The following is a 25,819-nucleotide window of genomic DNA, read 5'->3' on the forward strand; positions in this document are numbered from 1 at the left end:
AGTTGAACGCGGTAACCTCGCAAACCGGACATCGCCTTCGGTGTTTGTGCAGCTAGGAGCGGTGGGAACGGGTCGATAACGAAGTTGTGTGATCCGTCTCGTAGCGGGGCCGGATAACCTGTTCGGGTGGCAGAACCCACTCGGCCGGGGGAGGCGCGGATCCGGCGGTTTTCGCTGCGGTTGCTCGTCGGGGCGGCTGTGGCCGGCACCGGGCTCGTGCTCATCCTGACCATCGGCGTGACCCGTCCGGGCGAGGAGCCGGCGGTGTCCCCGCCCGCCGCCGCCGCGCGGACCGTGGAACCCCCGCCCGCCGCGACGGCCCCGCCGCCCGGCCGGGCGGCGCCGGAGGACCGGCCGCGGGAGTCGGACCTCGCGGCGCTCGACGCCTGGTCGAACGAGGTGGCCTCGGCGACGAAGCTGCCGGCCCGCCTGCTGGCCGGCTACGGCCGGGCGGAGATGTGGATGCGCGCCGAGTGGTCCGGCTGCCACCTGTCGTGGGCGACGCTGGCCGCGATCGGCCAGGCGGAGGCGGTCGGCACGGGGCCCCTGCCGGTGCCGGAGGAGATCTGGAAGCAGTGGGCGGCCCGCGCCGGCGGCGACGGCAAACCACCGGACCCCGCCGACGTCGACGACGCGGCCCTGACCGTGGCGAGGTCCCTGTGCTCGACCGGCGCCGACCTCGCCACTGCGCAGGGCTGGTGGGGCGCGATCCTCGGCACCCCGGCCCTGGCGCCGCAGGCGCGCCTGATCTTCGACACGGCCACCACGCTCGCCGCGGCCGCGCCGCGCTAGGCCCGGCCGAGCCAGGTGGTCATCCCGTCGCCGGGCACCGCAACGATCACAAGACAGCGGTGGGCCCGGCCGGGCAGCTCAGCTCTCCTGCAGTCGCACCCGGGCGTTCACCTCGGACAGCGCGTCCTGGTACTCGGGCACCGGGTTCATCGCCCACGCCATGCGCAGCTGTCCCAGGGCTTCGACCAGCCGTCCCAACCTCTGGAGCGTGCGGCCCAGCACGAACCGGGCGTAATGGTCCGACGGATCGAGTTCCAGCACCCGCGTCAACGCCTGCTCGGCGCGGTTGAGCTGGGCGGAGTGGAAGTAGGCGCGTCCGGCCAGCAGCTGGACGCTCGGCTTGTCCGGTTCGCTCTCCAGCACCGGCTGCAGCGCCTTCAGCGCGTCGAGTGGACGACGCTTTTCGACGAGATCCTCCGCTTCGCGAAACGCGTGGAGCGGGTGCCGGCTTGCTGTTCCCCGCGGGGTCTCTGAGTCATCCATCTTCTGATCGACGTTACCCCCGGCAACGGCGTTTCGGCAGGGGCGAAGCGGGTGGCGCGGGGCGGCATGATGCACTAACCGGTCATGAGCGAAGAACCGCGGTATCTCGGCCTCTCGCCCTACCTGTACTACACCGACGCCAGTGAGGCGCTGGACTGGCTGGTGCGCGTCTTCGGGTTCACCGAGAAGGTCCGCTACGTGGACGCCTCGGGCATGGTGTTCCAGGCCGTGGTGGCGGCCGGTGACGCCGAGATCCTGCTGGCCGGGGTGGGGGCCGACTACTGGGAGGCGAAGGGCGTGGACCGCCCGGTCGGGCAGCTCAACGTGGTCTACGTGCCCGACGCCGACGCGCAGCACGAGCGGATCTGCGCGGCGCTGGGGGAGAACTGCGACGTGCCCGCGCCGCAGGACCAGCCGTACGGTGCGCGGGTGTTCACGGTCCTGGACATCGGCGGCAACAGCTGGACGTTCTGGCAGCAGATCTCCGACACGGCGGACCTGCCGTCGGGGTGGCAGGAGGTCCGGGCGGCCGAGTGACGCGTGCCTCCACCGGGTGAACCGCCGCTGCGGCTACGCTGGTCGCGTCTTCGCAGGGCGAACCGATGAGGAGCAGTTGTGGCGGTCATTGAGCAGGTAGGCGCACGCGAGATCCTGGATTCGCGTGGCAACCCGACCGTTGAGGTGGAGGTGGCTCTCGACGACGGCACCCTGGCGCGGGCCGCTGTTCCGTCGGGCGCGTCCACCGGCGAACACGAGGCTGTCGAGCTGCGGGACGGCGACACCAAGCGCTACAACGGCAAGGGTGTGGAGCGCGCGGTCGCCGCGGTGCTCGACGAGATCGGCCCGGAGCTGGCCGGTGTCGACGCCGTCGACCAGCGGATCGTCGACCAGAAGCTGGTCGACCTGGACGGCACCCCCGACAAGTCGCGCCTGGGCGCGAACGCGCTGCTCGGTGTGTCGCTCGCCGTCGCGAAGGCCGCCGCCGAGTCGGCCGAGCTGGAGCTGTTCCGCTACCTGGGCGGCCCGAACGCGCACGTCCTGCCGGTGCCGATGCTGAACATCCTCAACGGTGGCGCGCACGCCGACACCGACGTGGACATCCAGGAGTTCATGATCGCCCCGATCGGCGCGGACTCCTTCCGCGAGGCGCTGCGCTGGGGCGCGGAGGTCTACCACTCGCTCAAGTCGGTCCTCAAGGGCCGCGGCCTGTCCACCGGTCTCGGTGACGAGGGCGGTTTCGCGCCGAGCCTGTCCAGCAACCGCGAGGCGCTGGACCTGATCACCACCGCCATCGAGAAGGCCGGCTACGCGCCGGGCCGGGACGTGGCGCTGGCGCTGGACGTCGCCGCGACCGAGTTCTTCTCCGCCGGCTCCTACACGTTCGAGGGCAGCAAGCGCACCGCCGAGCAGCTGGGCGCCTACTACCGGGAGCTGGTGGACGCCTACCCGCTCGTGTCGATCGAGGACCCGCTGGCCGAGGACGACTGGGACGGCTGGGTCGCGCTGACCACGGAGATCGGCGACAAGGTCCAGCTGGTCGGCGACGACCTGTTCGTCACCAACCCGGACCGCCTCGAGGACGGCATCAACCGCGGCGCGGCGAACGCGCTGCTGGTCAAGGTCAACCAGATCGGCACCCTGTCGGAGACCCTGGACGCGATCGCGCTGGCCACTTCCAGCGGCTACAAGTCCATGATGAGCCACCGCTCCGGCGAGACCGAGGACACCACGATCGCCGACCTCGCCGTCGCCACCGGGGTCGGCCAGATCAAGACCGGTGCCCCGGCGCGCAGCGAGCGCGTCGCGAAGTACAACCAGCTGCTGCGCATCGAGGAGGCCCTCGGTGACGCCGCCCGCTACGCCGGTGAGCTGGCCTTCCCGCGGTTCTCGACGGAGAGCTGAACGGCGTAGATGACGCAACGCGGAACACAGCGCGCGCGGCGCCCCCGCCGCACGGAGGGCTCACCGGCCCGACGTGGGGAGGGGGCGCCCGCGCGCCGTCCGCAGCTGGCCCGGCGCGTGGCCGCCGGGAAGGCGCGCCTGCGCCGCGGCCCGGGCGGTCCGGGCGCGGGTGCGGCGCGCGTGCTCGGCATGTCCACGACGCGGCGTGCCGCGGTCCTGGCGATCGTGGTGTGCGCGCTCGCGCTGACCGTCGCCGTGCCGTTGCGCACGTACCTGGCGCAGCGAGCCGAGGTCGCCGAGCAGGAGCAGCGGCAGGCCCAGCTGCAGCACGACGTCGCACTGCTGGAGCAGCGCAAGGCCGCGGTGTCCGATCCGGCGCAGGTCGAGGCCGAGGCGCGGCGCCGCCTGCGGTACGTGATGCCCGGCGAGACGCCCTACATGGTGCAGCTGCCGGAGGACGCCCCGGCGCCGCAGCAGCAGGCCCAGCCGGATCCGGTGCGGGCCGGTGGCGGCGCGTGGTACGAGCAGTTGTGGAGCACCGTCGGCGGCTGAGCCCGCGGTGCTTGCGACAATGGTCCGGTGAGCAAGACGGACCTGCCCTCGTTCGAACCGGTCACCGAAGCCGACCGGATCATCATCTCCGAGCAGCTCGGCCGCCCGGCGCGAGCGCTGCGGGCGGTCGCCGCGCGCTGCCCCAGCGGGCACCCGTCCGTCGTGCAGACCAACCCGCGCCTGGAGAACGGCACCCCCTTCCCGACGTTGTACTACCTGACCTGCCCGCGGCTCACGTCGCTGGTCGGGCGTCTCGAGGCGTCCGGGATCATGAAGGAGATGACCGAGCGGCTCGCCGTCGACGAGGAGCTGGCCGCGGCCTACCGGCGCGCGCACGAGTCGTACCTCGCGCAGCGGGACGCGCTGGAACCGCTCGGGCACCAGGTGACCGCCGGTGGCATGCCGGGGCGCGTGAAGTGCCTGCACGTCCACCTCGCCCACACCCTCGCGGTCGGCCCGGGCGTGAACCCGTTCGGCGACGAGACGCTCGAGCTCCTCAAACCCGACTGGCCGAGCGGCGACTGCGCCGCGGAACCCGCCCGCGACTGAGAACGAACGCGAACTTCCGGCTAACACTTCCTCCCCGTTCCGCCGATACCACTCGGCGGTAACACGGACTTCACATCCCGCCGTTCAGCATCGGAGGGGTTCACTGCTCGGGGAGGAAGAGGATGTGCGCCGGACTCGTGTGAGGGCTGCCCGCCGCAAGGCGCGAAGAATCGGCCTGGCCCACAAGACCACGCTCGCCGCGATGGGCGGCCTGCTCGCCGTGATCCCGGCCGGGCTGGCCAGTGGCGGCACCGACAACTGGTCGGCCCGCGCCCCTGTCGACAACACCCGCGAGGTCGGCCCGGTGCAGGGCCTGCCGCCACAGATCCTGCGGGTCAGCGTCAACGGCGAACTGCCGAAACCCCCCGAGCCCGTCACGCCGGACGAGCTGCCCAGCGGCCCGCTCGGCATCCCCGGCTCGGCGCTCAAGGCGTACCGGAACGCGGCCGACCTGATGGCGGCCGAGCAGCGCGGCTGCCACATCGACTGGGCGCTGATCGCCAGCATCGGGCGCATCGAGTCCAACCACGCGCGCGGCGGGTACGTCGACGCGCACGGCACCACGCGCGAGCCGATCCTCGGCCCGGAGCTCAACGGCGTCGGCCCGGTGGCCGCGATCCCGGACACCGACCGCGGCCGCTGGGACCACGACACGGTGTGGGACCGCGCGGTCGGACCCACCCAGTTCATCCCGACGACCTGGAACTTCTACGGCGCCGACGGCAACCACGACGGCGTCGCCGATCCGAACAACATCTACGACGCGACGCTCGCCGCCGCGCGGTACCTGTGCTCGGGTGGTCTGGACCTGGCCGACCCGGCGCAGCTGCGCGCGGCGATCTACCGCTACAACAACTCCGACGCCTACGTCGAGACGGTGATCCGCTGGGCGGAGGCCTACCGCAGCGGGATCCTGACCCTGCCGGACAGCGACGTGCCGATCGGCGTGCCCAACCCGACCGCGGCGGCGTCCGCGCCCCCGGTCGCGCCACCGCCGGCGATCCTCGCGCCCCCGCCGCCGTCGACGAGCACCACGCCGTCGACCACCGCGGGCCGCTCGGACAGCGGCACCACGACGACGGGTGGCACCACCACGCCGTCGACCACCAGCACGGGCAGCACCGCCACGACCACCACGACCACCACGACGACGACCCCGGGCACCACGTCGAGCGAGCCGGCGAACACCTCGCCGACGTGCGAAAGCACCACTTCGCCGACATCGACGACGACCACCACGACCACGCCCACGTCGGAACCGCCGTCGCCGTGTCATCCGCTCGCGACGAGCGAGGAGACCACGACCAGGGGATCGACGACCACGCGGACCCCGTAGGGTGGGCGCATGCCCCGTGTTGCCGCGATCGACTGTGGAACGAACTCCATCCGTCTGCTGGTCGCCGAGCTGACCGAGCGTCACGACGGCACCTTCGACCTGCGCGACCTGCACCGGGAGATGCGGATCGTGCGGCTCGGGCAGGGGGTGGACGCGACCGGGACGCTGGCGCCCGAGGCGCTGGAGCGCACGCGCGCCGCGCTGAAGGACTACACCATCGCCGCCCGCCGCAAGGGTGTCGAGAAGGTCCGGATGGTCGCCACGTCGGCCACCCGCGACGCGAGCAACCGCGACGAGTTCTTCGCGATGACGCGCGAGGTGCTGGGCGTCGAGGCCGAGGTGATCTCCGGCGACGAGGAGGCCCGGCTGTCGTTCCTGGGCGCGGTCGGCGAGCAGGACCCGGACGACGGGCCGTTCCTGGTGGTCGACGTCGGCGGCGGCTCGACCGAGCTGGTGCTGGGCGAGTGGGACGGCAAGCGCGCGACGGTGACCGCGGCGAAGTCGGTGGACATCGGGTGCGTGCGGATCACCGAGCGGGCGCTGAAGTCGGACCCGCCCACGTCCCACGAGATCGTCGCCGCGCGCGAGTTCGCGACCGGGGCGCTGGCCGAGGCGTTCGACGCGGTCGACGTGTCGAAGGCGCGCACGTGGATCGGCGTGGCCGGCACGGTGACCACGTTGTCGGCGGTGGCCCAGGAGCTGCCGGAGTACGACTCGGAGCGGACCCACCTGTCGCGGCTGACGCCGGCGGACATCACGCGCGTGTCCGGGCAGCTGCTGGAGGCCGACCACTCCGCGCGCGCCGCGAACCCGGTGATCCACCCGGGCCGGGTGGACGTGATCGGCGGGGGCGGGCTGATCGTGCAGGTCCTGGCCGAGGAGATCGGTCGCCGCGGCGGCCCGGGCGAACTGGTGGTCAGCGAGCACGACATCCTCGACGGCATCGCCCTGTCGCTGACCTGAGCCCGAGGCCTGGCCGACCGCACCGGGCCGACGAGATCGTGGTGACCACGAGCACCTACGACCGCACCGAGATGCTGGATTCCTACCGGCTGCTGGCCGGATCGGTCTTCGCCGGCGCCCGGTGGTACAGCGCCACCGCCACGATCAGGAAGAACCACTCCAGCCCCGCGGGCTTGAGGGTGAGCACCGTGCCGGCCTGAGCCGCGCACGCACCCGACGAAGGTAGGGTTTTCGTACCGGTTCGCCCGTTCGCGGAGGTAACTTCCTCTTCACCCTGATGAGGAGGAAATCCTTGAGACGAACCAGGCTGCTCATCGCGGCGATCGCGGTCCCCCTGATCGGCGGGGCCGTCGCGCTGCCCTCCGCCGGTGCCCAGCCCGCCGCCCCGTCCGGGCCGGCCACGGAGTTCACCGTGCTGGCCGCCGGCGAGCAGAGCGTGGCCGCGGCCGAAGAGGCCATCCGCGCGGCGGGCGGAACCGTGCTGCACACCAACACCGCGGTCGGCCTGATCACGGCCAGCGCCCCGGCGAACGGCTTCGTCCAGCGCGTCTCGGCCGACCGGGCCGTCTACGGCGCGGCGAAGGCGACCTCGATCGGCCAGGCGCCCAACGGCAAGGCCAAGCCGAAGCGCTCCGACGTGGAGAAGGAGAGCCGCCAGGCGCCGCGGAGCGGCACCGCCAAGCCCGGCACCACCGGCACCGATCCGCTGGACGACCAGCTGTGGGGCCTGAAGTCGGTCCGCTCGGACCTGGCGCGCACGGTGCAGCCGGGGGACAAGCGGGTCAAGGTCGGCATCATCGACACCGGCGTCGACGGCACGCACCCGGACATCGCGCCCAACTTCGACCGGGCCGCTTCGCGGAACTTCACCCGGGACATCCCGGCCGACCCGACGGGCGCGGTGGTGGACGGGCCGTGCGAGTACCGCGGCTGCGTGGACCCCGCCGACCACGACGACAACGGGCACGGCACGCACGTCGCCGGCACGATCGCCGCGGCCGCCGACGGGTTCGGCATCTCCGGGGTGGCCCCGAACGTGTCGATCGTGAACCTGCGCGCAGGCCAGGACGCGGGGTACTTCTTCCTGCAGCCGGTCGTCGACGCGCTGACCTATGCCGGCGACGCGGGCGTCGACGTGGTCAACATGAGCTTCTACGTGGACCCGTGGTTGTACAACTGCGCGTCCAACCCGGCCGACACGCCCGAACAGCAGCTGGAGCAGCGCACGATCACCGAGGCGATGACGCGCGCGATGAACTACGCCTACCGCAAGGGCGTCACCGAGGTGGCGGCGCTGGGCAACGAGCACTCCGACCTGGGCGCGCCCCAGCCGGACGCGACGAGCCCGGACTACCCGGCGTCGGCGTCGCACCCGCGCACCATCGACAACGCCAGCTGCCTGTCGCTGCCGGTGGAGGGTCCGCACACCATCGGGGTGTCGGCGTTCGGCCCGTCCGGGGCGAAGGCGGACTACTCGAACTACGGACTGGAGCAGATTTCGGTGTCCGCGCCGGGGGGCTACTTCCGGGACGGGTTCGGCACGGACTGGTACCGCACCAACGAGAACATGATCCTGTCGGCCTACCCGCGCAACGTGGGCGTCGCGGAGGGCACGATCGACGCGGACGGCAACGTCACGCCGGACGGTGCCGCGGTGGGCGTGCAGAAGGCGGTCACGAAGGACGGCCGGGCGGCGTACTACCAGTTCCTGCAGGGCACGTCGATGGCCACCCCGCACGCGACGGGCGTGGCGGCGCTGATCGTGTCCGAGTACGGCAAGGTGGGCCGCGGTGGGATCACGATGAGCCCGGACGCGGTGCAGCGGGTCATCGAGGGCACGGCGGCGGAGATCCCGTGCCCGGTCCCGGCGACGGTCGACTACCTGGACGAGGGCCGGGACGCGTCGTTCACCGCGACCTGCCAGGGCTCGCCGTCGTTCAACGGTTTCTACGGCAACGGCGCGGTCGACGCCTACGCGGCGGTCACCCGCGGCGGCGCCTTCGTCCGCGGCTGAGTTCGCGAGGGTGGAGGCCGCCCCCGGTGTCGCCGGGGGCGGCCTTCGCCGGTGTTCAGTCGTCGGTGTACTTGATCGCCGTCAAGGTGATCACCGTGTCCGGCGTGACCTTGGTGCCCGCCGGCGGGTCCTGACCCACCTGGACCCAGTTCCGGTCGACGACGAGCGTCCGGCCCAGCCCCTTCCCGTCGACCTCGCGCAGGTTGTACAGACCGGCCGCCTGCATGGTGTCCTGGGCCTGCTGGTGGTTCATACCGGACACGTCCGGCACGGTGACCAGCTCGGCGGAGCCGGCCGGAGCCGGGGGTGCCGAAACCGGCGCGGGCGGTGTCGCCGCCGGGCTGCTCGCGGTCCCTCCCACCGGGGCCGAGGGCGTGGCCCCGCACGCGGTGACGATCGCGAGGAGCGGGAGGGTGACCGCCCAGCTCCACCTCCGCCCGGTCCGCTCCACCGCTCTGTTCCGCACGTTGCCTCCCGAATCGATCTCTCGGCAGGCCTGTCGGGAGACGAAGGCTCGCCGTTTCGCCCGGTTGAACAACGTTCTCGTTCCGTTACGGTACGTCGAGCGTCTCGTCGGTGGGATCTCGAGAATCCGGTAGTGCACGAGGTCGGACCTGCATCAGTTCTGGACGGAGCGGTTCCTGGATCAGGCGCAGTACCTGCCGGAAACACTTCGCTGATGGCATACCAGGTTCCTGTCGACGCTGGTTCAACTCGGGGCCGCTCGGTGTGTCGGGTACCAGGGCACCCCGAGCATGGCTGGGCGCGGGCGCACGGCGCGTCTCCTGGCCGGAGAGGTCTGTCCCGTGCCCTGCCGGCTCGATCGACCTCGGCTACCGGTTGGAGCTGCGCGCCACGAACTCCGCCAGGTCCTTGGACTGCTGCACCCGCGAGGGCTCGTGCACGTACATCATGTGTCCCGCCGGGTAGTAGGCCGACTCGATGTTGCTCCGCAGGTTGTCCGGGATCTGCAGGTGCGCCAGCACGTGCTCGGCGGCGTAGTAGGGCGTCGCGCCGTCGTAGTAGCCCAGGGCGACGTGCACCTTCAGATGCGGGTTGCCCCGCATCGCCGCGCTCAGGGCCTCCACCGCGGACACCGCGCGCCCCTCGAACTCCGAGTACGACCAGTTCCGCACCACGTCCATGGACAGCACCTCGTACGGCAGGTCGTTCTCGTACCCCAGCTCGGCCCGCACGTAGTGGTTGAACCCGGCCGAGTACGCGCCGATGATGCGCGACACGGACGCGTCGTCGCTCATCAGCTCGCGCCCGCCGTCCGGCTCCCACGTCGTGAACCGCCCGTCCATCCGGCCCGTCGTCAGGCCGCGGTCGCGCAGCAGCTCGGTGAAGAACCGCACGTGCTCGATGCGCAGGTTCACACGGTCCACATAGGACTCGTCCAGCCCGGTCAGCGACGCCAGCTTGCGCACCGCCGCGGCCTTCTCCTCCGGCGTCAGCCGCGCGCCCCGCTGCAGCGCCCACGGCAGCTCGCGCGCGGCGAACTCCTCGGCCTCGGCCAGCACGTCCGGCAGCTTCCGCTTGCCGTGCTTTCCGTGGTAGTGCGCGATCGCCGCGTACGTCGGCACGAACAGCGGGTACGGCTGGTCGTTGCCCTCGGTGAACCGGACCGTGCCCATGTCCAGCACGCTGCTGATCAGCATCAGCCCGTTCAGGTAGAACCCGTGCCGTTCCTGCAGGTGTCCGGCCAGCGCGGCCGCGCGCAACGTGCCGTACGACTCGCCGGCCAGGTACTTCGGCGACAGCCACCGCCCGTTGCGCGACGTCCACAGCCGGATCACCTCGGCCACCGACTCGACGTCCGCGGTGAACCCGTGGTAATCCTTCGCGCTCTCGCCCTTCTTCGGCCGCGAGTAGCCGGTGGACACCGGGTCGATGAACACCAGGTCGCTGTGCACCAGCAGCGTCTCCGGGTTGTCGACCACCCGGTACGGCGGCGGCTCGGGCGCGTCGACGTCCCCGGACACCACGCGGCGCGGACCCAGCACGCCCATGTGCAGCCACACGCTCGCCGAGCCCGGGCCGCCGTTGAAGGCGAACGTGACGGGCCGCGAACCCGGCTCCGCGCCGTCCAGCGTGTAGGAGGTCAGGAACACCTCGGCCTTGGCGGTGTGGCCGTCGAACTTGCCGTCGGTGTGCACCTCCTTGCGCAGCACGATCCGCCCGGTCTGGGCGGTGTAGGCGAGCTTGCGCCGTTTGACGGTGAGCGTGTGCTGGGTGGTGACGAGGTCGTCGCTCGGTTCCGGCGCGGCCTCGGTCTGCTTCTCCTCTTCGGGGGTTTCCGGCATGATCGCCAACCTAGCGGAGCACACTGACATTGTGACCCGACGAAAGCCCCGCACGCTGGCCGAACTGGATGCCGCCGTCCCGCAGTGCCGCCGCTGCCCGCGTCTGGTCGCCTGGCGCGAGGAGGTGGCCGCGGCCAAGCGGGCCGCCTTCGCGGACTGGACCTACTGGGGACGCCCGGTGCCCGGGTTCGGACCGGCGGACGCGGCGATGGCGATCGTCGGGCTGGCGCCGGCGGCTCACGGCGCGAACCGCACCGGCCGGATGTTCACCGGCGACCGCTCCGGCGACTTCCTCTACCAGGCCCTCTACGACATCGGACTGGCCTCGCAGCCGCACTCGACCCACATCGGCGACGGCCTCGAACTCAAGGGCGTGCGCATCACCGCGCCCGTCAAGTGCGCGCCACCGGCCAACAAGCCGCTGCCGTCCGAGCGGGACAACTGCCGTCCCTGGCTGGTGCGGGAGTTCGAGCTGTTACTTCCGACACTCCGTTCCGTGGTCGTGCTCGGCGCGTTCGGGTGGCAGGCGCTGCTCCCGGTGCTCGCCCAGACGTGGACGGTGCCCAAGCCGTCGCCGAAGTTCGGCCACGGCGCGCACTTCGTCCTGCCCGGAGCCCCGGAACTTCACCTTTTTGGGTCGTTCCACGTCTCGCAGCAGAACACTTTCACCGGGCGGCTCACGCCGGCCATGCTGCGGGACGTGCTGAGCCGTGCCGCCGGGGTGGCCGGCCTCCTCTGAATCGTTCTGTTCTGGCGCGCGACCCTGGTCACAGGTGGGGAGGGTGCACGAGCGTCCCCGTCTCGCGAGTGGGAAGATGATGCTATGGCCGCAGCGAAGTCGGAACCGACTCGGATCCTCATTCTGGGTGGCGGTTACGTCGGGCTCTACACGGCGTTGGGACTCCAGAAGAAGCTCCGCGCCAACGAAGCCTCCGTGACGATCGTCGACCCTCAGCCGCACATGACCTATCAGCCGTTCCTCCCGGAAGCGGCGGCTGGGGCCATCGAACCACGTCACGTCGTGGTGCCGCTGCGGCGGGTGCTCAAGCGTTGCCACGTGCTCACCGCGCGGGTCAACAAGATCGAGCACGAGCGCAAGACCGTCACCGTCGAGGCCGCCGACGGGCACATCGAGCAGCTGAACTACGACGTGCTCGTGGTCGCGCTCGGTGCCGTGGCGCGGCTGCTGCCGATCCCGGGTCTGGCCGAGGAGGGCATCGGCATCAAGACCATCGGTGAGGCCATCTACCTCCGCAACCACGTGCTGACCAAGCTGGACCAGGCGGCCAGCACGCTGGACCCGGAGCTGCGCAAGCGGCTGCTCACGTTCACCGTCGTGGGCGGCGGGTTCGCGGGCATCGAGGCGCTGGCCGAGCTCGAGGACATGACGCGGTTCGCGACGCGCTACTACGAGAACATCCAGCCGGAGGACATCCGGTGGGTGCTCGTGGAGGCGGCCGGCCGGATCCTGCCCGAGGTGCGCGAGACGCTCGGCGTGTGGACGGTCGAGCAGCTCGAGCGCCGCGGCATCGAGGTGTTCCTGTCGACGGCGGCGAAGTCGTTCGAGAACGGGCACGTGGTGCTCTCGGACGGCACCGAGTTCGACAGCGACACGATCATCTGGACCGCCGGTGTGAAGGCCAACCCGGTGCTGGCGAACTCCGACCTGCCGATCGACAAGCGCGGCCGCGTCGAGGCGACGGCCGCCCTGCAGGTCGTCGGCCACCCGGACGTCTGGACGGCGGGCGACAACGCCGCCGTGCCGGACCTGTCGCGCACCGAGTCCGACCCGACGGCCACCTGCCCGCCGAACGCGCAGCACGCGGTCCGGCAGGCGCGCCACCTGGCGAAGAACATCATCAAGGTGCTGCGCGGCGGCCAGCCGACGGACTACTTCCACAAGAACCTGGGTGCGGTCGCCGGGCTGGGCCTGCACAAGGGTGTGGCGGACGCGCTGAACATGAAGATCAAGGGCTTCCCGGCCTGGTTGTTCCACCGGGCCTACCACCTCAAGGCGATGCCCACCTTCAACCGCAAGGCGCGCATCCTGCTGGACTGGACGCTCGGCGGCCTGTTCCGGCGCGAGGTCGTGTCGCTCGGGCAGATCAACAACCCGAAGGAAGAGTTCGCGCGGGCTTCGAAGTCCTGACCTGCGCTGGGGTGGTGGGCACCGTTCGCCTAGGCTGACGGTGCCCCCGTAGCCCAACCGGCAGAGGCAGTCGACTTAAAATCGATTCAGTGCGGGTTCGAACCCCGTCGGGGGCACTGAATCGCAGGTCGGAGGCTCGGGGCTGACGACCGTCAAGATCATCAGCCCCACTTACGCCCCACTTTCCCGCGAACCCTCACAAGATGTCTTCGAGCGCTGCGGCGTCCTGCGTTATCGAGGGCTTGGTACTGATCAAGCTTGCCAAACATCCGCAACCGTGTCGCCACAACCTCTAGGTCAGGGGTCGGCCGCAGCGCGCGTCGAGCGGCTGGCCTGCGGCAGGATGTCCGCGTGGCGATGGCAGACGAATCCAGACCCTTGAGCGACGACGAGTTGAGCTTGATTGAAGCCCGGGTCAGCGCGACCACGCCCGGTCCTTGGTACTTCCACCTCCTCGACGACGACTGGGCGATGAACCTCGTGGCGGTCAGCACGATCCCCGACGAGGGCCTGAAGGCGACCGTGGAAACTTCGATCCCGGGACTGTCATCGCCGCCACGATGGTCCAGCACCCGCGGTACGTCCACGGTGCCGACGAGCGGTGGGACGAGAACGCCCACTTCATCGCTGCCGCGAGAACCGATGTCCCGCGGCTGGTCGCCGAGGTAAGGCGGCTTCGCCAGCTCTTGCGTGAGGAGTCGGCGTAGGTTGGCGTGGCTGGTCGCCGTGACCGTCTCATCGGTACGCCGTGTCTGTGTGCCCGGTCGGCGAGAGCCGCACCCACGATCCTGGCTTGCGCGGCTGATCCGCGACCCACCGCATGTCGCGCGTGGGGTGTCCGCCGGCTACGTCGCGCACTAGGGTCCGGAGCGTGAACGAGAGCGAAGTTGGGGACTGGTTCGTGGAGTATCTGTCCGCCTTCGCCGCGATGGGGCGCGGTGAGTCCCAGCCCGGCGATGTCGTCGCTTACTACGGCGCCCCGTTCCTCTTCACGAGCGACGACGTCGTCATCTCGCTGAGGACCCGGGACGAGGTCGCGGCATTGTTGCAGAGTCAAATGGATGCGATGGTGGCCGCGAAGTACCACCACACCAAGATGCTGACCAGTGACGTGGCCACCGTGAACCGGAAGACGGCGTTGCATCGAGCTGAGCTCTCACGCCGGCGTGCCGACGGCACGGAGATCAACCACATGTCCGTCACGTACGTCATCACTCGCGAGTCCGAGAGCTTCCACATCTCCGCGCTGCTGTTGCACTCCCCCTGATGCCCAGGAGCGGCATTCCTGTCCCTCCCCGCCGCGGGATGAATCGATCAGCCCCGCCGTCGACTTCTTCTTCACCTCGGACCCGAGGGCCGTCCCTAGCGCAGCACGTCGCGCAGTTTTTCCAGCACCGAGGCGTCCTCGATCGTCGACGGGACCGGCTCCGTGCGGCCTTCCGCGATGCTCCGCATCGTCTTGCGGAGGATCTTGCCCGACCGCGTCTTCGGCAGCGCGTCGACCACCGTGACCTGCCGGAAAGCTGCCACGGCGCCGATGTCCCGGCGCACCGCGGCCACCAGTTCGCCGGCCAGGCCGTCCGCGGAAGCCCCCGCCTTCAGGACCACGAAACCCCGCGGCACCTGGCCCTTCAACGGGTCGTTCACCCCGATCACGGCGCACTCGGCGACCGCGGGGTGCGCCGCCAGCACCGCTTCCATCGCGCCCGTCGACAGGCGGTGGCCGGCCACGTTGATCACGTCGTCGGTCCGGCCCATGACGAACAGGTAGCCGTCCTCATCGACGTAACCGCCGTCGCCGGTCAGGTAGTAGCCCTCGAAACGCGACAGGTACGACGAGACGTACCGCGAGTCGTCGTTCCACAGCGTCAGCAGCGTGCCCGGCGGCAGCGGCAGCTTCAAACAGATCGCGCCCTCCGCGCCGCGCGGCAGCTCCGCACCCGACTCCGCCAGGATCCGCACGTCGTAACCCGGCATCGGCACGCTCGGCGAACCCGGCTTCACCGGCAGCGGCTCCAGGCCGCGCGGGTTCGCCGCGATCGCCCAGCCCGTCTCGGTCTGCCACCAGTGGTCCACGACCGGCACGCCCAGCGACGACGAGGCCCACTGGTACGTCTCCGGATCCAACCGTTCCCCGGCCAGGAACAACGCCCGCAACGACGAAACGTCCCAATCGGACAGCAACGACGCCGTCGGATCGACCTTCTTGATCGCCCGCATCGCCGTCGGTGCGGTGAACAACGCCTTCACGCCGTACTCCGAAACCACCCGCCAGAACGCGCCCGCATCGGGTGTGCCGACCGGCTTTCCCTCGTACAGCACGGTCGTCGCGCCCACCAGCAGCGGTCCGTACACGATGTAGGAATGCCCGACGACCCAACCGACGTCCGACGCGGTCCACCACACGTCGCCCGGTCCGATGTCGTACACGTTCGCCATCGACCACGCCAGCGCGACCGCGTGGCCACCGTTGTCGCGCACCACGCCTTTCGGTTTACCCGTCGTTCCGGACGTGTACAGCACGTACAGCGGATCGGTCGCCGCAACGTCCATACAGGACACTGGAGATGCTGTCGCCATCAGCTCGGACCAGTCGTGGTCACCTGGGCCGAGCGATGCTCGCAGCGTGTCCCGCTGGAACACCACCACGGCAGGGGACAACCCGGACAGCGACACCGCCTCGTCCACAATGGGCTTGTACTCGATCACCCTCGTCGGCTCGATGCCGCACGACCCGCAGACCACCACCTTGGGCCGGGCGTCGGCGACCCGGACGGCGAGTTCCTTCGGTGCGAACCCGCCGAACACCACCGAGTGCACCGCACCGAGCCGGGCGCAGGCCAGCATCGCGATCACGGCCTGCGGCACCATCGGCATGTAGATCACGACGCGGTCGCCACGCTCCACACCAAGCCCCCGCAACGCGCCGGCGAACCGCGAAACCTCGTCCAGCAGGGCGGAGTACGTGTACCGGGCCGACGAACCGGTCACCGGCGAGTCGTAGATCAACGCGGTCCGGTCCCCGTGCCCCGCCAGGACGTGCCGGTCCAGCGCGTTGTAGCAGGTGTTCAGCGTGCCGTCGGGGAACCACCGGTACCAGGGCGGGCGCTCGGCGTCCAGCGCGCGCGACGGCTCGCGTGACCAGTCGACCGACGAAGCCGCGGACAACCAGAACGACTCCGGATCCCGCAGACTCTCCTCGTACACGCCGGCGTACCCGCCCATCCCCGTCCTCTCACTCCAATTCGGACAACTCTTGTTCGGTCAGCAACCGCGACCGGATCAGGAACCGCACACCCTCCGGTGCCTCCAGCGAGAAACCGATTCCCCGCCTGGGTACCACGTCGATCGTGAGGTGGGTGTGCTTCCAGTACTCGAACTGCGCGGCCGACATCCACACCGGAACGGGGTCGGGCACCCCGGCGACCGTGAGATCGCCGAGGTGCACGTCGGACCCCCCGGTGCGGAACTCGCCGGCCGGGTAGCACATGGGCGCACTGCCGTCGCAGCATCCACCGGACTGGTGGAACATCAGCGGCCCGTGCTGCCCGGCCAGCCGCCGCAGCAGTGCCGCGGCGTCCGCGGTGAGATCCACCCGGCCCATGATCAGAAGAAACCCTGGGCGTCGGGCGAATAGGAGACCAGCAGGTTCTTCGTCTGCTGGTAGTGGTCGAGCATCATCTTGTGGGTCTCCCGGCCGATGCCGGACTGCTTGTAGCCGCCGAACGCGGCGTGCGCCGGGTAGGCGTGGTAGCAATTCGTCCACACGCGACCCGCCTGGATCTCCCGGCCGGCGCGGAAAGCGGTGCTGCCGTCGCGCGACCACACCCCGGCGCCCAGGCCGTAGAGGGTGTCGTTCGCGATCTTGATCGCGTCGTCGTAGTCGTCGAACTTCGCCACCGACACGACCGGGCCGAAGATCTCCTCCTGGAAGATCCGCATCTTGTTGTCACCGGCGAACACCGTCGGCTTGATGTAGTAGCCGCCCGCCAGCTCGCCGCCGAGATCGGCCTTCTCGCCACCGGTGAGGACCTTCGCGCCCTCCTGCCGGCCGATGTCGATGTAGGACAGGATCTTCTCGAACTGGTCGTTGGACGCCTGCGCGCCGATCATCGTCTCGGTGTCCAGCGGGTGGCCCTGCTTGATCTTCTCGACCCGCGCCACACCGTCCGAAACGAACTGGTCGTAGATGGACGACTGCACCAGCGCCCGCGACGGGCACGTGCACACCTCGCCCTGGTTGAGGGCGAACATCGCGAAGCCCTCCTGCGCCTTGTCGTAGAACGCGTCCCGTTCGGCCGCGACGTCGGCGAAGAAGATGTTCGGGCTCTTGCCGCCCAGCTCGAGCGTGACCGGGATGATGTTCTCGCTGGCGTACTGCATGATCAGGCGGCCGGTGGTGGTCTCGCCGGTGAAGGCGACCTTCCGGATGCCCTTGTGCTGGGCCAGCGGCTTGCCGGCCTCGACACCGAAACCGTTGACCACGTTCAGCACACCGGCGGGCAGCAGGTCCGCGATCAGGCTCAGCAGCACGTGGATCGACGCCGGGGTCTGCTCGGCCGGCTTGAGCACCACGCAGTTGCCCGCGGCCAGCGCCGGTGCGAGCTTCCAGGTGGCCATGAGGATCGGGAAGTTCCACGGGATGATCTGGCCGACCACGCCGAGCGGTTCGTGGAAGTGGTAGGCGACGGTGTCCGCGTCGATCTGCGAGATCGCGCCCTCCTGCGTGCGGATGGCGCCGGCGAAGTAGCGGAAGTGGTCGATGGCCAGCGGGATGTCCGCCGCCAGCGTTTCGCGCACCGGCTTGCCGTTCTCCCACGACTCGGCGACGGCGAGCTTTTCGAGGTTGGCTTCCATCCGGTCGGCGATCTTGTTGAGGACCGCGGCGCGCTCGGCGGGGGAGGTCCGGCCCCACGCGGCGGCGGCGCCCGTGGCGGCGGCGACCGCGCGGTCGACGTCCTCAGCCGTGCCGCGCGCGATCTCGGTGAAGGTCTTCCCGGTCACCGGTGTGGGGTTCTCGAAGTACTCGCCCTTGGCGGGCGGGACGTATTCGCCGCCGATGAAGTGGTCATAGCGCGGTTCGAACGCGACGACGCTGCCGGTTTCGCCCGGCGCGGCGTACTTCGTCATGGGCCTGCCTCCTGGATCGGGTGTTCGGTGCGGACGTCTTCGGTGCACCGGGCGCCAAGCTAGGGAGGATGACGTTGCAGCACCGTTGCAACGGTTGCCGAACGCGCGCCGCGCCCGGCATGCTGGCCGGGACGATTCCGTCGATGCCGCCGGAGTGCTGAATGGACGCCGAAACCGTGAACAACGCCCCGACGGCGCGGGAGCTCGCGTCGGACCCGCTGGCGCAGTTCGCCGTGCTGCGCCGGGTCCATGAGTCAACTCTGAGTGGGTCTCCGTCGCCGCTTTCACCCCGTCCGGTGATTTCCGAGTCCTGGCAACGATCACTGGCCGCACACATCGATCCGGACGACTTCCGCCCGCCGATCGTGTACCAGCCCGACGAGGTGGCGGACGTCCGCGACGCCCACCCGTTGCACGCGGTGCTGCCGACCCTGCGGGAACTGCTGCTCAGCATCGCCGACGAGTCCCGGCACGTCATGATCGTGACCGACGCGGAGGGCACGATCCTGTGGCGGGAGGGCCCGGCCAACCTGTGCAGCCAGGCCGATCCGGTCGGGTTGTGCGAGGGCACCGGCTGGTCCGAACAGGCGATCGGCACCAACGCGATGGGCACCGCGCTGGCGGTGGACGCCCCGGTGCAGATCTACTCCGCCGAGCACCTCGTGCGGACCTACCACGGGTGGACGTGCGCGGCGGCGCCGATCCACGACCCGGACACCGGCGACCTGCTCGGGGCCATCGACGTCAGCGGTCTGCTCGACACCCTGCACCCGGCGACGGTGTCGCTGGTCAACGCCACCGCGCAACTGGCCGAGAGCCACCTGCGACGGCGCATGGAGTGGCTGGACGGGCAGCTGCTGACGAAGAACATGCCGCACCTGGCGCGGCTGCGCGGCGAACCGGGCGCGCTGCTCACGCCCACCGGGCGGGTGATCGCCGCCGACCGGCTGGGCCGCTGGCCGCGACGGGTCGCCGTGGACGTGGAACGGGTGCTGCTCGACGACGGCCGCGAGGCGGAGGTCGAGCCGCTGGCCGAGGGCTACCTGCTGCGCGTCCGGTCCTCGTCCGCGGCGCGCCGGCCCACGCTGCGGTTGTCCTTCCTCGGTGACAACCCGACGGCGGTGATCAACGGCCGGAAGCTGCCGCTCACCCTGCGCCGCGCGGAGATCCTGGCCCTGCTCGCGCTGCACCCGACCGGGTTGACCGCCGAACAACTGGCCTTCCAGCTGTACGGCGACGACGGCAACCCGACCACCGTGCGCGCGGAGATCCACCGGCTGCGCGGGCAACTCGGCGGGGAGGCGATGCGGGCCAAGCCGTACCAGCTGTGCGCCGAGGTCGACGCCGATTTCCTGAACGTGCGCCGCGCGCTCCACGCCGGTGACGTGGCCGGGGCGGTGGCGGCGTGCCCGGCGCCGCTGCTGAACCGGTCGGACGCGCCGGCCATCCGGGCGGAGCGGGAGCAGCTGGTCGCCGCGGTGCGGACCGCGGTGCTCGGCCACGCCGATCCCGAGGTGCTGTGGACCTTCGCGCAGAGCGAGACCGGCCGCGACGACGTGGCGGTGTTCGAGTGCCTGACCAGCCGCCTCCCGGCGGGCGACCCCCGCCGGGCCGTCGCGACGGCCCGGCTGGAGTGGCTCCTCGGCGAGGACTGATCGACCTCCGGGGATGGATCAGCGGGCGGACGAGATCGCCCGTGCGCGGGACTTCGGTGAGCACAGGCAACGGACCACATCGAGTTGTCGCTGGTCGCGACAGTCAGCCGACGAACTTCTCCTCGGCGGCTTGCCGAGCGTGCAGCACATCGCCGATGAAGAAGTCGTACAACACGGCACCGACGAGGCCGCCGGCCAGGGGCCCCACGATCGGCACCCACAGGTAGCCGCTCATCGCCGTGTCGCCCCAGCCGGCGAGGAACGCGAACAGCCGCGGGCCGAAGTCGCGCGCCGGGTTGATCGCGTAGCCGGCGTTCGCGCCGTAGGACAGGCCGATCGCGGCCACGGTGAACCCGATCAGCAGCGGGCCCATCTTCGGCGAGACCGCCTTGTTGCGCGCGTCGATCAGGGCGAGGACCACCACGAGCAGCACCGCGGTGCCGACGACCTGGTCGAGCAGCGGCCCGAACCAGCCGGCGAAGTACGGCGCCGGTGCCGTCGCGAAGATCGAGAACGTCGCCTCGGCCTCCCCGCGCGGTGTCCCGGCCGCGGCCTCGAACGCACCGATCGCCGGGTGGTACACCGCGTACACCAGTGCGGCTCCCAGGAACGCTCCGGCCAGCTGCGCGAGCCAGTACCCCGGCACCTTCCGCCACGGGAAGCGCCGGCGCACCGCCATCGCCACGGTCACCGCCGGGTTCAGGTGCGCGCCGCTGACCCCGCCGGCCACGTAGACCGCGAACGCCACGGCGAACGCCCAGCCCCACACGATCAGCAGCCAGTCTCCGGTGCCCTGGAAGAACGTGGTCGCACCGGCGGTCCGGCCGGAACCGGGCAGGCCGGCGACGGCCATCGCGACGCACCCGTCGCCGAGCGCGATGAGCAGGAACGTGCCGAAGAATTCGGCGAGCAGGTCGCCCCGCCCGCCGGTCAGGCGGTTGAGGGCGGAGGGGCGGCGCAGGGGTGCCACATCGGTCACTGGGTCCTCCTCGACGCAGTCGGATGCCGCACACGATGCGAAGCCGCAGGTTGCACGGACGTTGCCGGCGTCGCGTGCAACGTCGATGCAACGTGACGCCGCTTACGGTCCGGCCCGTGACTACTCCGAGCCAGGTGGACCTCGACCCGGGCCGGGACTACCCGCTCGCGGCGCGGCGCCCCGAACTGCTGAAGACCCCGACCGGAAAACGTCTCGACGAGCTCACCATGGACGCCGTGCTGGCCGGTGAGGTCGCCGCCGAGGACCTGCGCATCGCGCCGGAGACCCTGCGGTTGCAGGCCCAGATCGCCGACCGGATGGGCCGGCCGCAGCTCGCGCAGAACTTCCGCCGCGCCGCGGAACTGACCGCGCTGCCCGACGAGCTGGTGCTGTCGATCTACAACTCGCTCCGCCCGCGCGCGTCGACGAAACAGCAGCTCATCGACATCGCCGACGAGCTGGAGGGCACCTACTCGGCGACGATGTGCGCGCGGCTCGTCCGCGAGGCGGCCGACGTCTACGAACGCCGCGACATCCTCGCCCGCGGGGAGGACGGCCGATGACGGGCGCGCGACGGTCGAAGCGGACCGAGGCACTGGAGCAGCGGCCGGTCAACCTGGACGGGTTCGTCGAGGAGTGGCCCGAGGTCGGCATGGTCGCGATGGACAGCCCCTTCGACCCGGAGCCGGGCGTCCGCGTCGAGGACGGCCTGATCGTCGAGATGGACGGCAAGCCGCGGGCCGAGTTCGACTTCCTCGACCAGTTCATCGCCGACCACGCGATCGACGTGGCGGTGACCGAGGAGGCGATGGCGATCCCCGCGGTCGACATCGCGCACCTGCTCATCGACCCGCGCGCGACCCGCCAGGATGTGCTCGCGGTGTCCCGCGGCCTCACGCCGGCGAAGCTGCTCGAGGTCGTCAAGACCATGAACGTGGTCGAGATGATGATGGCGCTGCAGAAGATGCGGGCCCGCCGGACGCCGGCGAACCAGGCGCACGCGACCAGTGCCCGCGACAACCCGGTGCAGGTCGCGGCCGATGCCGCCGAGGCTTCGCTGCGCGGTTTCCGCGAGCTGGAGACCACGCTCGGCGTGGTCCGGTACGCGCCGCTGGTGGCGATCGCGCTGCAGGTCGGCGCCCAGGCCGGGACGCCCGGCGTGCTCACGCAGTGCGCGCTGGAGGAGGCCACCGAGCTGGAACTGGGCATGCGCGGGATCACCGCGTACGCCGAGACGATCTCCGTGTACGGCACGGAACCGGTGTTCTGCGACGGCGACGACACCCCGTGGTCCAAGGCTTTCCTCGCTTCGGCCTACGCCTCACGAGGCATCAAGATGCGGTTCACCTCCGGCACGGGTTCCGAGGTGCAGATGGGCAACGCCGAGGGCAAGTCCATGCTGTACCTGGAGATCCGCTGCATCCTGGTGACCAAGGGCGCCGGGGTGCAGGGCCTGCAGAACGGGTCGATCAGCTGCATCGGCGTGCCCGGCGCGGTGCCCGCGGGCATCCGTGCGGTGCTCGCGGAGAACCTGATCGCGAGCACCGTCGACCTGGAGTGCGCGTCGGGCAACGACCAGTCGTTCTCGCACTCGGACATGCGCCGGGTCGCCCGGTTGCTGCCCCAGCTGTTGCCCGGCACCGACTTCGTCTGCTCCGGCTACTCGTCGACACCCAACTACGACAACATGTTCGCCGGTTCCAACGTGGACGCCGAGGACTACGACGACTGGAACGTCCTGCAGCGCGACCTCCAGGTCGACGGCGGGCTGCGGCACGTCCCCGAGGCGGAGATCCTCGCCGTGCGCAACCGCGCCGCCCGTGCGCTGCAGGGCGTGTTCGCCCACCTGGACCTGCCGCCGATCACCGACAAGGAGGTCGAGGCGGTCACCTACGCGCACGGCAGCAAGGACCTGCCGCCGCGGGACGTGCTGGAGGACCTCAAGGCGGCACAGTCCGTGATGGACCGCGGCGTGACCGGGTTGGACATCGTCAAGGGGCTGGACGCGGCCGGGTTCGGCGACATGGCGCACTCGTTGCTGGCCGTGTTGCGGCAACGCGTCTCCGGGGACCTGCTGCACACCTCGGCGATCCTCACGCCGGAGCTGGAAACGCTGTCCGCTGTCAACGACACCAACGACTACGCCGGCCCGGGCACCGGTTACCGGCCCAGCGGCGCGCGGTGGGAAGAGATGAAACGCCTGCGGCACGTCGTGAGCGCTCAGAACCCCGAGCAGGAAGTCGGCTGAGGAGGAGTCATGAACGACACCGGAGTGGGCAGCCGGCGCACGCTCGAGCTGACCGAGCTCGGCGAAGCCGGGCCCGGAACCCGCAGCGACGAGGTCGTCATCGGGATCTCGCCCGCGTTCGGCGACTTCTTCACCAAGACCATCGTGGACATCCCGCACGCCGAGGTCCTGCGGGAGCTGCTCGCCGGCATCGAGGAACAGGGCGTGCACGCGCGGGTGATCCGGTTCCGCGGCGGATCGGACCTGGCCGTCATCGCGCACGCGGCGGCGAAACTGTCCGGATCCGGCATCGCGGTCGGGGTGCTGTCGCGCGGCACCACGATGATCCACCAGAAGGACCTCGTGCGGCTGTCCAACCTGGAGCTGTTCCCGCAGGCACCGCTGATGGACCTGGAGACGTTCCGGAAGGTCGGCCGCAACGCCGCCCGGTACGCCAAGGGCGAGTCGCCGGAGCCGGTGCCCTCGCGCAACGACTTCATGGCCCGCCCGCGCTGGCAGGCCAAGGCGGCCCTGCTGCACATCAAGGAGACCGAGTTCGTCGTGCCCGGCGCCGCTCCCGTCGAGCTGGACGCGCGGATCCGGCTGGCCGACGCGGGCTGATCGCGATGGCGCTGGTGGCGGGCGTCGACATCGGGAACTCGACCACGGAGGCCTGTGTCGCGGAGATCGGTCCGGGTGGGCGCGTGGAGTACCTGGCCGGTGCGCTGACGCCGACGTCCGGGGTCAAGGGCACGGCCGACAACGTCCCGGGTGTGGTGGACGTGGTGCGGCGGGCGTTGTCGTCTGCCGGGCGTCGGGTGAGTGACCTGAGCGCGGTGCTGGTCAACGAGGCGACCCCGGTGATCAGCGGGCTGGCGATGGAGACCATCACCGAGACGATCGTGACCGAGTCGACGATGATCGGGCACAACCCGGACACGCCGGGTGGCGCGGGACTCGGTGTCGGTGAGACCGTCGCGTTCGGATCGCTTCGCGACTGCGCCCCGGGTACGAAGGTGATCTGCGCCGTCGGCGCCGGGGTGGATTTCGAGGACGCGGCGGCGGGCATCAACGCCGCCGTCGCGCGTGGGGTCGAGGTGGCCGGGGCGATCGTGCACGCGGACGACGCGACGCTGATCGCGAACCGGCTCGACGTGCCGATTCCGGTGGTCGACGAGGTCACCCTGGTGGAGAAGGTGCCGCTGGGCATGCCGGCGGCGGTCGAGGTCGCCGAGCCCGGCCGCACCGTCCGGACGCTGTCCAACTCCTACGGGATCGCGACTGTGTTCGACCTGGACGCCGAGCAGACCCGCATGATCGCGCCGGTCGCGCGGGCGCTGGTCGGCAACCGGTCGGCCGTCGTGGTGCGCACGCCCAGCGGGGACGTCACCGACCGGCGCATCCCGGCCGGGAGCCTCACGCTGATCGGCGAGCAGGCCCGGCGGACGATCGGGATCGACGCCGGCGCCGCGGAGATCATGGCCGCGCTGCGCCGCGTCCGGCCGCTGAGCGACGCCACGGGCGAGCCCGGGACGCACGTCGGCGGGATGCTCGCCCGCGTCCGCGACACCATGTCCGAGCTGACCGGCACCGCGGTGGGGTCGGTGCGGATCCAGGACGTGCTGGCGGTCGACACGTTCGTGCCGCAGGCGGTCACCGGTGCGCTGGCCGGTGAGTTCGCGCTGGAGAACGCCGTCGCGCTGGCCGCGATGGTGCGCACCAGCCGCGGCCCGATGCGGCTGCTGGCCGAGGAGTTGCGCGCGGCGCTGGGCGTCGAGGTGCTGATCGGTGGGGTCGAGGCGGACATGGCGGTGCTCGGCGCGCTGACGACGCCGGGCACGGGGCGCCCGGTCGCGATCCTCGACCTCGGCGGCGGGTCCACCGACGCGGCGGTCGCCGGCGACGGGGTCGTGCGGTCGGTGCACCTGGCCGGGGCCGGCGACCTGGTGACCAAACTGATCGACTCCGAGCTGGGCCTGGACAACCGCGAGCTGGCCGAGGACATCAAGAAGTACCCGCTGGCCAAGGCGGAGAGCTTCTTCCACGTGCGGATGGAGGACGGCACCGCGCGGTTCTTCGACGAGCCGTTGCCCGCGGAGGCGTTCGCCCGGGTGGTGGTGCTGGGCGATGCCGGGATGCGGCCGGTGCCGACCCGGCACAACCTGGAGAAGATCCGCCAGGTGCGGCGGTCGGCGAAGCACAAGGTGTTCGTGGTCAACGCGTTGCGGGCGCTGGAACAGGTGGCGCCGGGCGGGAACCTGCGGCAGATCGGGTTCGTCGTGGTGCTCGGCGGGTCCGCTTTGGACTTCGAAATCCCGGACCTGATCGCCGAAGCCGTGGCGGGCATGGGAATCGTCTGCGGCACCGGGAACGTGCGCGGCACGGAGGGTCCGCGCAACGCGGTGGCGACGGGGCTGGTCGCGAGCCACGCGCTGGCCGTGTCGCTGGAGACGGCAGGCTGATGCGCGGGCCCGCCGTGGTGGTGCGCTGCCGGGACGCCTCGTCGCCCTGGTTGCGGGAGATCCGGGCCGGGATGGAAGAGGAGGGCGTGCCGGTGCTGGTGGAGGAAGTGTCCGAAGGGGACGCGGTGGCGCTGGCCTTCGCCGCCGCCCGGCTGTCCTCTTTGGATGTCGGCGTGGGTGTGGCGGACTCGGTGTGCGTCCACCACGCCAAGCGGCCGTCCGGTTCGCCCGTGCTGACCGGTCCGCTGGGGCGCGCCCGGGTGCTCGGGCACAACGCGGCGCGGCTGGTCGTCGGAATTCCGCTCAAGTGAAGGAGAAGA

General features: G+C 70.8%; 25 protein-coding genes and 1 tRNA gene. 19 read left to right on the forward strand and 7 right to left on the reverse strand.

Going from position 1 to position 25,819, the window contains the following annotated elements:
* Positions 1-126: 126 nt before the first annotated feature.
* Positions 127-792, forward strand: coding sequence for a hypothetical protein (locus FB470_RS15780; protein WP_306992306.1), 666 nt, complete (start codon positions 127-129; stop codon positions 790-792).
* Positions 793-870: 78 nt separating this feature from the next.
* Here FB470_RS15780 and FB470_RS15785 read toward each other — a convergent pair whose 3' ends face one another.
* A complete protein-coding gene (locus FB470_RS15785) occupies positions 871-1,275 on the reverse strand; it encodes a tetratricopeptide repeat protein (RefSeq protein ID WP_306992308.1) in 405 nt (134 codons plus the stop codon).
* A gap of 84 nt (positions 1,276-1,359) precedes the next feature.
* On the opposite strand from FB470_RS15785, the gene FB470_RS15790 reads away from it, so the two are divergent.
* From FB470_RS15790 to FB470_RS15825, 8 genes are all read left to right on the forward strand, one after another.
* Positions 1,360-1,812, forward strand: a complete 453-nt coding sequence (locus FB470_RS15790; protein ID WP_306992309.1) for a VOC family protein — start codon at positions 1,360-1,362, stop codon at positions 1,810-1,812.
* A 78-nt stretch (positions 1,813-1,890) separates the two neighbouring features.
* Positions 1,891-3,177 carry a phosphopyruvate hydratase gene (eno, locus tag FB470_RS15795; protein ID WP_306992311.1) on the forward strand — a complete coding sequence of 429 codons (1,287 nt, stop codon included), beginning with the start codon at positions 1,891-1,893 and terminating at the stop codon, positions 3,175-3,177.
* A 9-nt stretch (positions 3,178-3,186) separates the two neighbouring features.
* Positions 3,187-3,729, forward strand: a complete 543-nt coding sequence (locus FB470_RS15800) for an FtsB family cell division protein (protein WP_306992313.1) — start codon at positions 3,187-3,189, stop codon at positions 3,727-3,729.
* A 27-nt stretch (positions 3,730-3,756) separates the two neighbouring features.
* Entirely contained in the window at positions 3,757-4,278 is a 522-nt protein-coding gene (locus tag FB470_RS15805; protein WP_306992315.1) for a DUF501 domain-containing protein, read from the forward strand.
* A gap of 139 nt (positions 4,279-4,417) precedes the next feature.
* Positions 4,418-5,614 carry a lytic transglycosylase domain-containing protein gene (locus tag FB470_RS15810; RefSeq protein ID WP_306992317.1) on the forward strand — a complete coding sequence of 399 codons (1,197 nt, stop codon included), beginning with the start codon at positions 4,418-4,420 and terminating at the stop codon, positions 5,612-5,614.
* Between the two features lie 9 nt (positions 5,615-5,623).
* Positions 5,624-6,577: a Ppx/GppA phosphatase family protein gene (locus tag FB470_RS15815; RefSeq protein WP_306992319.1), complete on the forward strand. Its 954-nt coding sequence runs from the start codon at positions 5,624-5,626 to the stop codon at positions 6,575-6,577.
* 41 nt (positions 6,578-6,618) lie between these two features.
* On the forward strand, positions 6,619-6,777 hold the full coding sequence (locus tag FB470_RS15820) for a hypothetical protein (RefSeq protein WP_306992320.1): 159 nt from the start codon (positions 6,619-6,621) through the stop codon (positions 6,775-6,777).
* Positions 6,778-6,869: 92 nt separating this feature from the next.
* Positions 6,870-8,591, forward strand: a complete 1,722-nt coding sequence (locus FB470_RS15825) for a S8 family serine peptidase (protein WP_442320134.1) — start codon at positions 6,870-6,872, stop codon at positions 8,589-8,591.
* Between the two features lie 55 nt (positions 8,592-8,646).
* Here FB470_RS15825 and FB470_RS15830 read toward each other — a convergent pair whose 3' ends face one another.
* A complete protein-coding gene (locus FB470_RS15830; RefSeq protein WP_306992324.1) occupies positions 8,647-9,057 on the reverse strand; it encodes a PASTA domain-containing protein in 411 nt (136 codons plus the stop codon).
* A 367-nt stretch (positions 9,058-9,424) separates the two neighbouring features.
* Positions 9,425-10,897 carry a S10 family peptidase gene (locus FB470_RS15835; protein ID WP_306992326.1) on the reverse strand — a complete coding sequence of 491 codons (1,473 nt, stop codon included), beginning with the start codon at positions 10,895-10,897 and terminating at the stop codon, positions 9,425-9,427.
* On the opposite strand from FB470_RS15835, the gene FB470_RS15840 reads away from it, so the two are divergent.
* The 4 genes from FB470_RS15840 (at position 10,896) to FB470_RS15855 (ending at position 14,313) form a co-directional block, all read left to right on the forward strand.
* Complete coding sequence (locus FB470_RS15840; RefSeq protein ID WP_306992328.1) at positions 10,896-11,636, forward strand: uracil-DNA glycosylase; 741 nt, start codon at positions 10,896-10,898, stop codon at positions 11,634-11,636. The two genes, FB470_RS15835 and FB470_RS15840, sit on opposite strands and share 2 nt — an antisense overlap.
* 84 nt (positions 11,637-11,720) lie before the next feature.
* Entirely contained in the window at positions 11,721-13,046 is a 1,326-nt protein-coding gene (locus FB470_RS15845) for an NAD(P)/FAD-dependent oxidoreductase (RefSeq protein ID WP_306992329.1), read from the forward strand.
* A 42-nt stretch (positions 13,047-13,088) separates the two neighbouring features.
* Positions 13,089-13,162 (forward strand) — tRNA-Leu (locus tag FB470_RS15850).
* A 755-nt stretch (positions 13,163-13,917) separates the two neighbouring features.
* Positions 13,918-14,313 carry a DUF6841 family protein gene (locus FB470_RS15855; protein ID WP_306992331.1) on the forward strand — a complete coding sequence of 132 codons (396 nt, stop codon included), beginning with the start codon at positions 13,918-13,920 and terminating at the stop codon, positions 14,311-14,313.
* 95 nt (positions 14,314-14,408) lie between these two features.
* Here FB470_RS15855 and FB470_RS15860 read toward each other — a convergent pair whose 3' ends face one another.
* The 3 genes from FB470_RS15860 to adh are packed head-to-tail and all read right to left on the reverse strand — an operon-like array spanning position 14,409 to position 18,176.
* Entirely contained in the window at positions 14,409-16,271 is a 1,863-nt protein-coding gene (locus FB470_RS15860; RefSeq protein WP_306992332.1) for a propionyl-CoA synthetase, read from the reverse strand.
* A gap of 10 nt (positions 16,272-16,281) precedes the next feature.
* A complete protein-coding gene (locus FB470_RS15865) occupies positions 16,282-16,650 on the reverse strand; it encodes a DUF779 domain-containing protein (protein WP_306992334.1) in 369 nt (122 codons plus the stop codon).
* A gap of 2 nt (positions 16,651-16,652) precedes the next feature.
* Positions 16,653-18,176 (reverse strand): aldehyde dehydrogenase, encoded by a 1,524-nt coding sequence (adh, locus tag FB470_RS15870; protein ID WP_306992336.1) that lies wholly within the window; start codon positions 18,174-18,176, stop codon positions 16,653-16,655.
* 161 nt (positions 18,177-18,337) lie between these two features.
* Here adh and FB470_RS15875 point away from each other — a divergent pair, with 161 nt between their 5' ends.
* Positions 18,338-19,831: a GAF domain-containing protein gene (locus FB470_RS15875; protein WP_306992338.1), complete on the forward strand. Its 1,494-nt coding sequence runs from the start codon at positions 18,338-18,340 to the stop codon at positions 19,829-19,831.
* A 103-nt stretch (positions 19,832-19,934) separates the two neighbouring features.
* Here FB470_RS15875 and FB470_RS15880 read toward each other — a convergent pair whose 3' ends face one another.
* Complete coding sequence (locus tag FB470_RS15880; RefSeq protein WP_306992340.1) at positions 19,935-20,810, reverse strand: MIP/aquaporin family protein; 876 nt, start codon at positions 20,808-20,810, stop codon at positions 19,935-19,937.
* Positions 20,811-20,926: 116 nt separating this feature from the next.
* On the opposite strand from FB470_RS15880, the gene FB470_RS15885 reads away from it, so the two are divergent.
* Genes FB470_RS15885 through FB470_RS15905 form a run of 5 tightly spaced genes read left to right on the forward strand, consistent with a single transcriptional unit; the run spans position 20,927 to position 25,810 of the window.
* Positions 20,927-21,373: a diol dehydratase small subunit gene (locus tag FB470_RS15885; protein WP_306992342.1), complete on the forward strand. Its 447-nt coding sequence runs from the start codon at positions 20,927-20,929 to the stop codon at positions 21,371-21,373.
* Positions 21,370-23,058 (forward strand): propanediol/glycerol family dehydratase large subunit, encoded by a 1,689-nt coding sequence (locus FB470_RS15890; protein ID WP_306992344.1) that lies wholly within the window; start codon positions 21,370-21,372, stop codon positions 23,056-23,058. The genes FB470_RS15885 and FB470_RS15890 overlap by 4 nt, the downstream gene beginning before the upstream one ends.
* A gap of 9 nt (positions 23,059-23,067) precedes the next feature.
* Positions 23,068-23,658, forward strand: coding sequence for a propanediol/glycerol family dehydratase medium subunit (locus FB470_RS15895; protein WP_306992346.1), 591 nt, complete (start codon positions 23,068-23,070; stop codon positions 23,656-23,658).
* Between the two features lie 5 nt (positions 23,659-23,663).
* Entirely contained in the window at positions 23,664-25,499 is a 1,836-nt protein-coding gene (locus tag FB470_RS15900; protein WP_306992348.1) for a diol dehydratase reactivase subunit alpha, read from the forward strand.
* Complete coding sequence (locus FB470_RS15905; RefSeq protein WP_306992350.1) at positions 25,499-25,810, forward strand: glycerol dehydratase reactivase beta/small subunit family protein; 312 nt, start codon at positions 25,499-25,501, stop codon at positions 25,808-25,810. The genes FB470_RS15900 and FB470_RS15905 overlap by 1 nt, the downstream gene beginning before the upstream one ends.
* The last annotated feature ends 9 nt before the right edge of the window (positions 25,811-25,819 follow it).

Source organism: Amycolatopsis thermophila, assembly GCF_030814215.1.
In the GTDB taxonomy this organism is placed as follows: domain Bacteria; phylum Actinomycetota; class Actinomycetes; order Mycobacteriales; family Pseudonocardiaceae; genus Amycolatopsis_E; species Amycolatopsis_E thermophila.

Bases quoted from the DNA above. Each gene is read 5' to 3' on its own strand.
- FB470_RS15785 (WP_306992308.1), bottom strand. From the start codon at position 1,275: ATGGATGACTCAGAGACCCCGCGGGGAACAGCAAGCCGGCACCCGCTC.
- FB470_RS15835 (WP_306992326.1), bottom strand. From the start codon at position 10,897: ATGCCGGAAACCCCCGAAGAGGAGAAGCAGACCGAGGCCGCGCCGGAA.
- FB470_RS15815 (WP_306992319.1), top strand. From the start codon at position 5,624: ATGCCCCGTGTTGCCGCGATCGACTGTGGAACGAACTCCATCCGTCTG.
- FB470_RS15890 (WP_306992344.1), top strand. From the start codon at position 21,370: ATGACGGGCGCGCGACGGTCGAAGCGGACCGAGGCACTGGAGCAGCGG.
- FB470_RS15800 (WP_306992313.1), top strand. From the start codon at position 3,187: ATGACGCAACGCGGAACACAGCGCGCGCGGCGCCCCCGCCGCACGGAG.
- FB470_RS15905 (WP_306992350.1), top strand. From the start codon at position 25,499: ATGCGCGGGCCCGCCGTGGTGGTGCGCTGCCGGGACGCCTCGTCGCCC.
- FB470_RS15845 (WP_306992329.1), top strand. From the start codon at position 11,721: ATGGCCGCAGCGAAGTCGGAACCGACTCGGATCCTCATTCTGGGTGGC.
- FB470_RS15900 (WP_306992348.1), top strand. From the start codon at position 23,664: ATGGCGCTGGTGGCGGGCGTCGACATCGGGAACTCGACCACGGAGGCC.
- FB470_RS15840 (WP_306992328.1), top strand. From the start codon at position 10,896: ATGATCGCCAACCTAGCGGAGCACACTGACATTGTGACCCGACGAAAG.
- FB470_RS15865 (WP_306992334.1), bottom strand. From the start codon at position 16,650: ATGGGCCGGGTGGATCTCACCGCGGACGCCGCGGCACTGCTGCGGCGG.
- adh (WP_306992336.1), bottom strand. From the start codon at position 18,176: ATGACGAAGTACGCCGCGCCGGGCGAAACCGGCAGCGTCGTCGCGTTC.
- FB470_RS15895 (WP_306992346.1), top strand. From the start codon at position 23,068: ATGAACGACACCGGAGTGGGCAGCCGGCGCACGCTCGAGCTGACCGAG.
- FB470_RS15860 (WP_306992332.1), bottom strand. From the start codon at position 16,271: ATGGGCGGGTACGCCGGCGTGTACGAGGAGAGTCTGCGGGATCCGGAG.
- FB470_RS15790 (WP_306992309.1), top strand. From the start codon at position 1,360: ATGAGCGAAGAACCGCGGTATCTCGGCCTCTCGCCCTACCTGTACTAC.
- FB470_RS15875 (WP_306992338.1), top strand. From the start codon at position 18,338: ATGGACGCCGAAACCGTGAACAACGCCCCGACGGCGCGGGAGCTCGCG.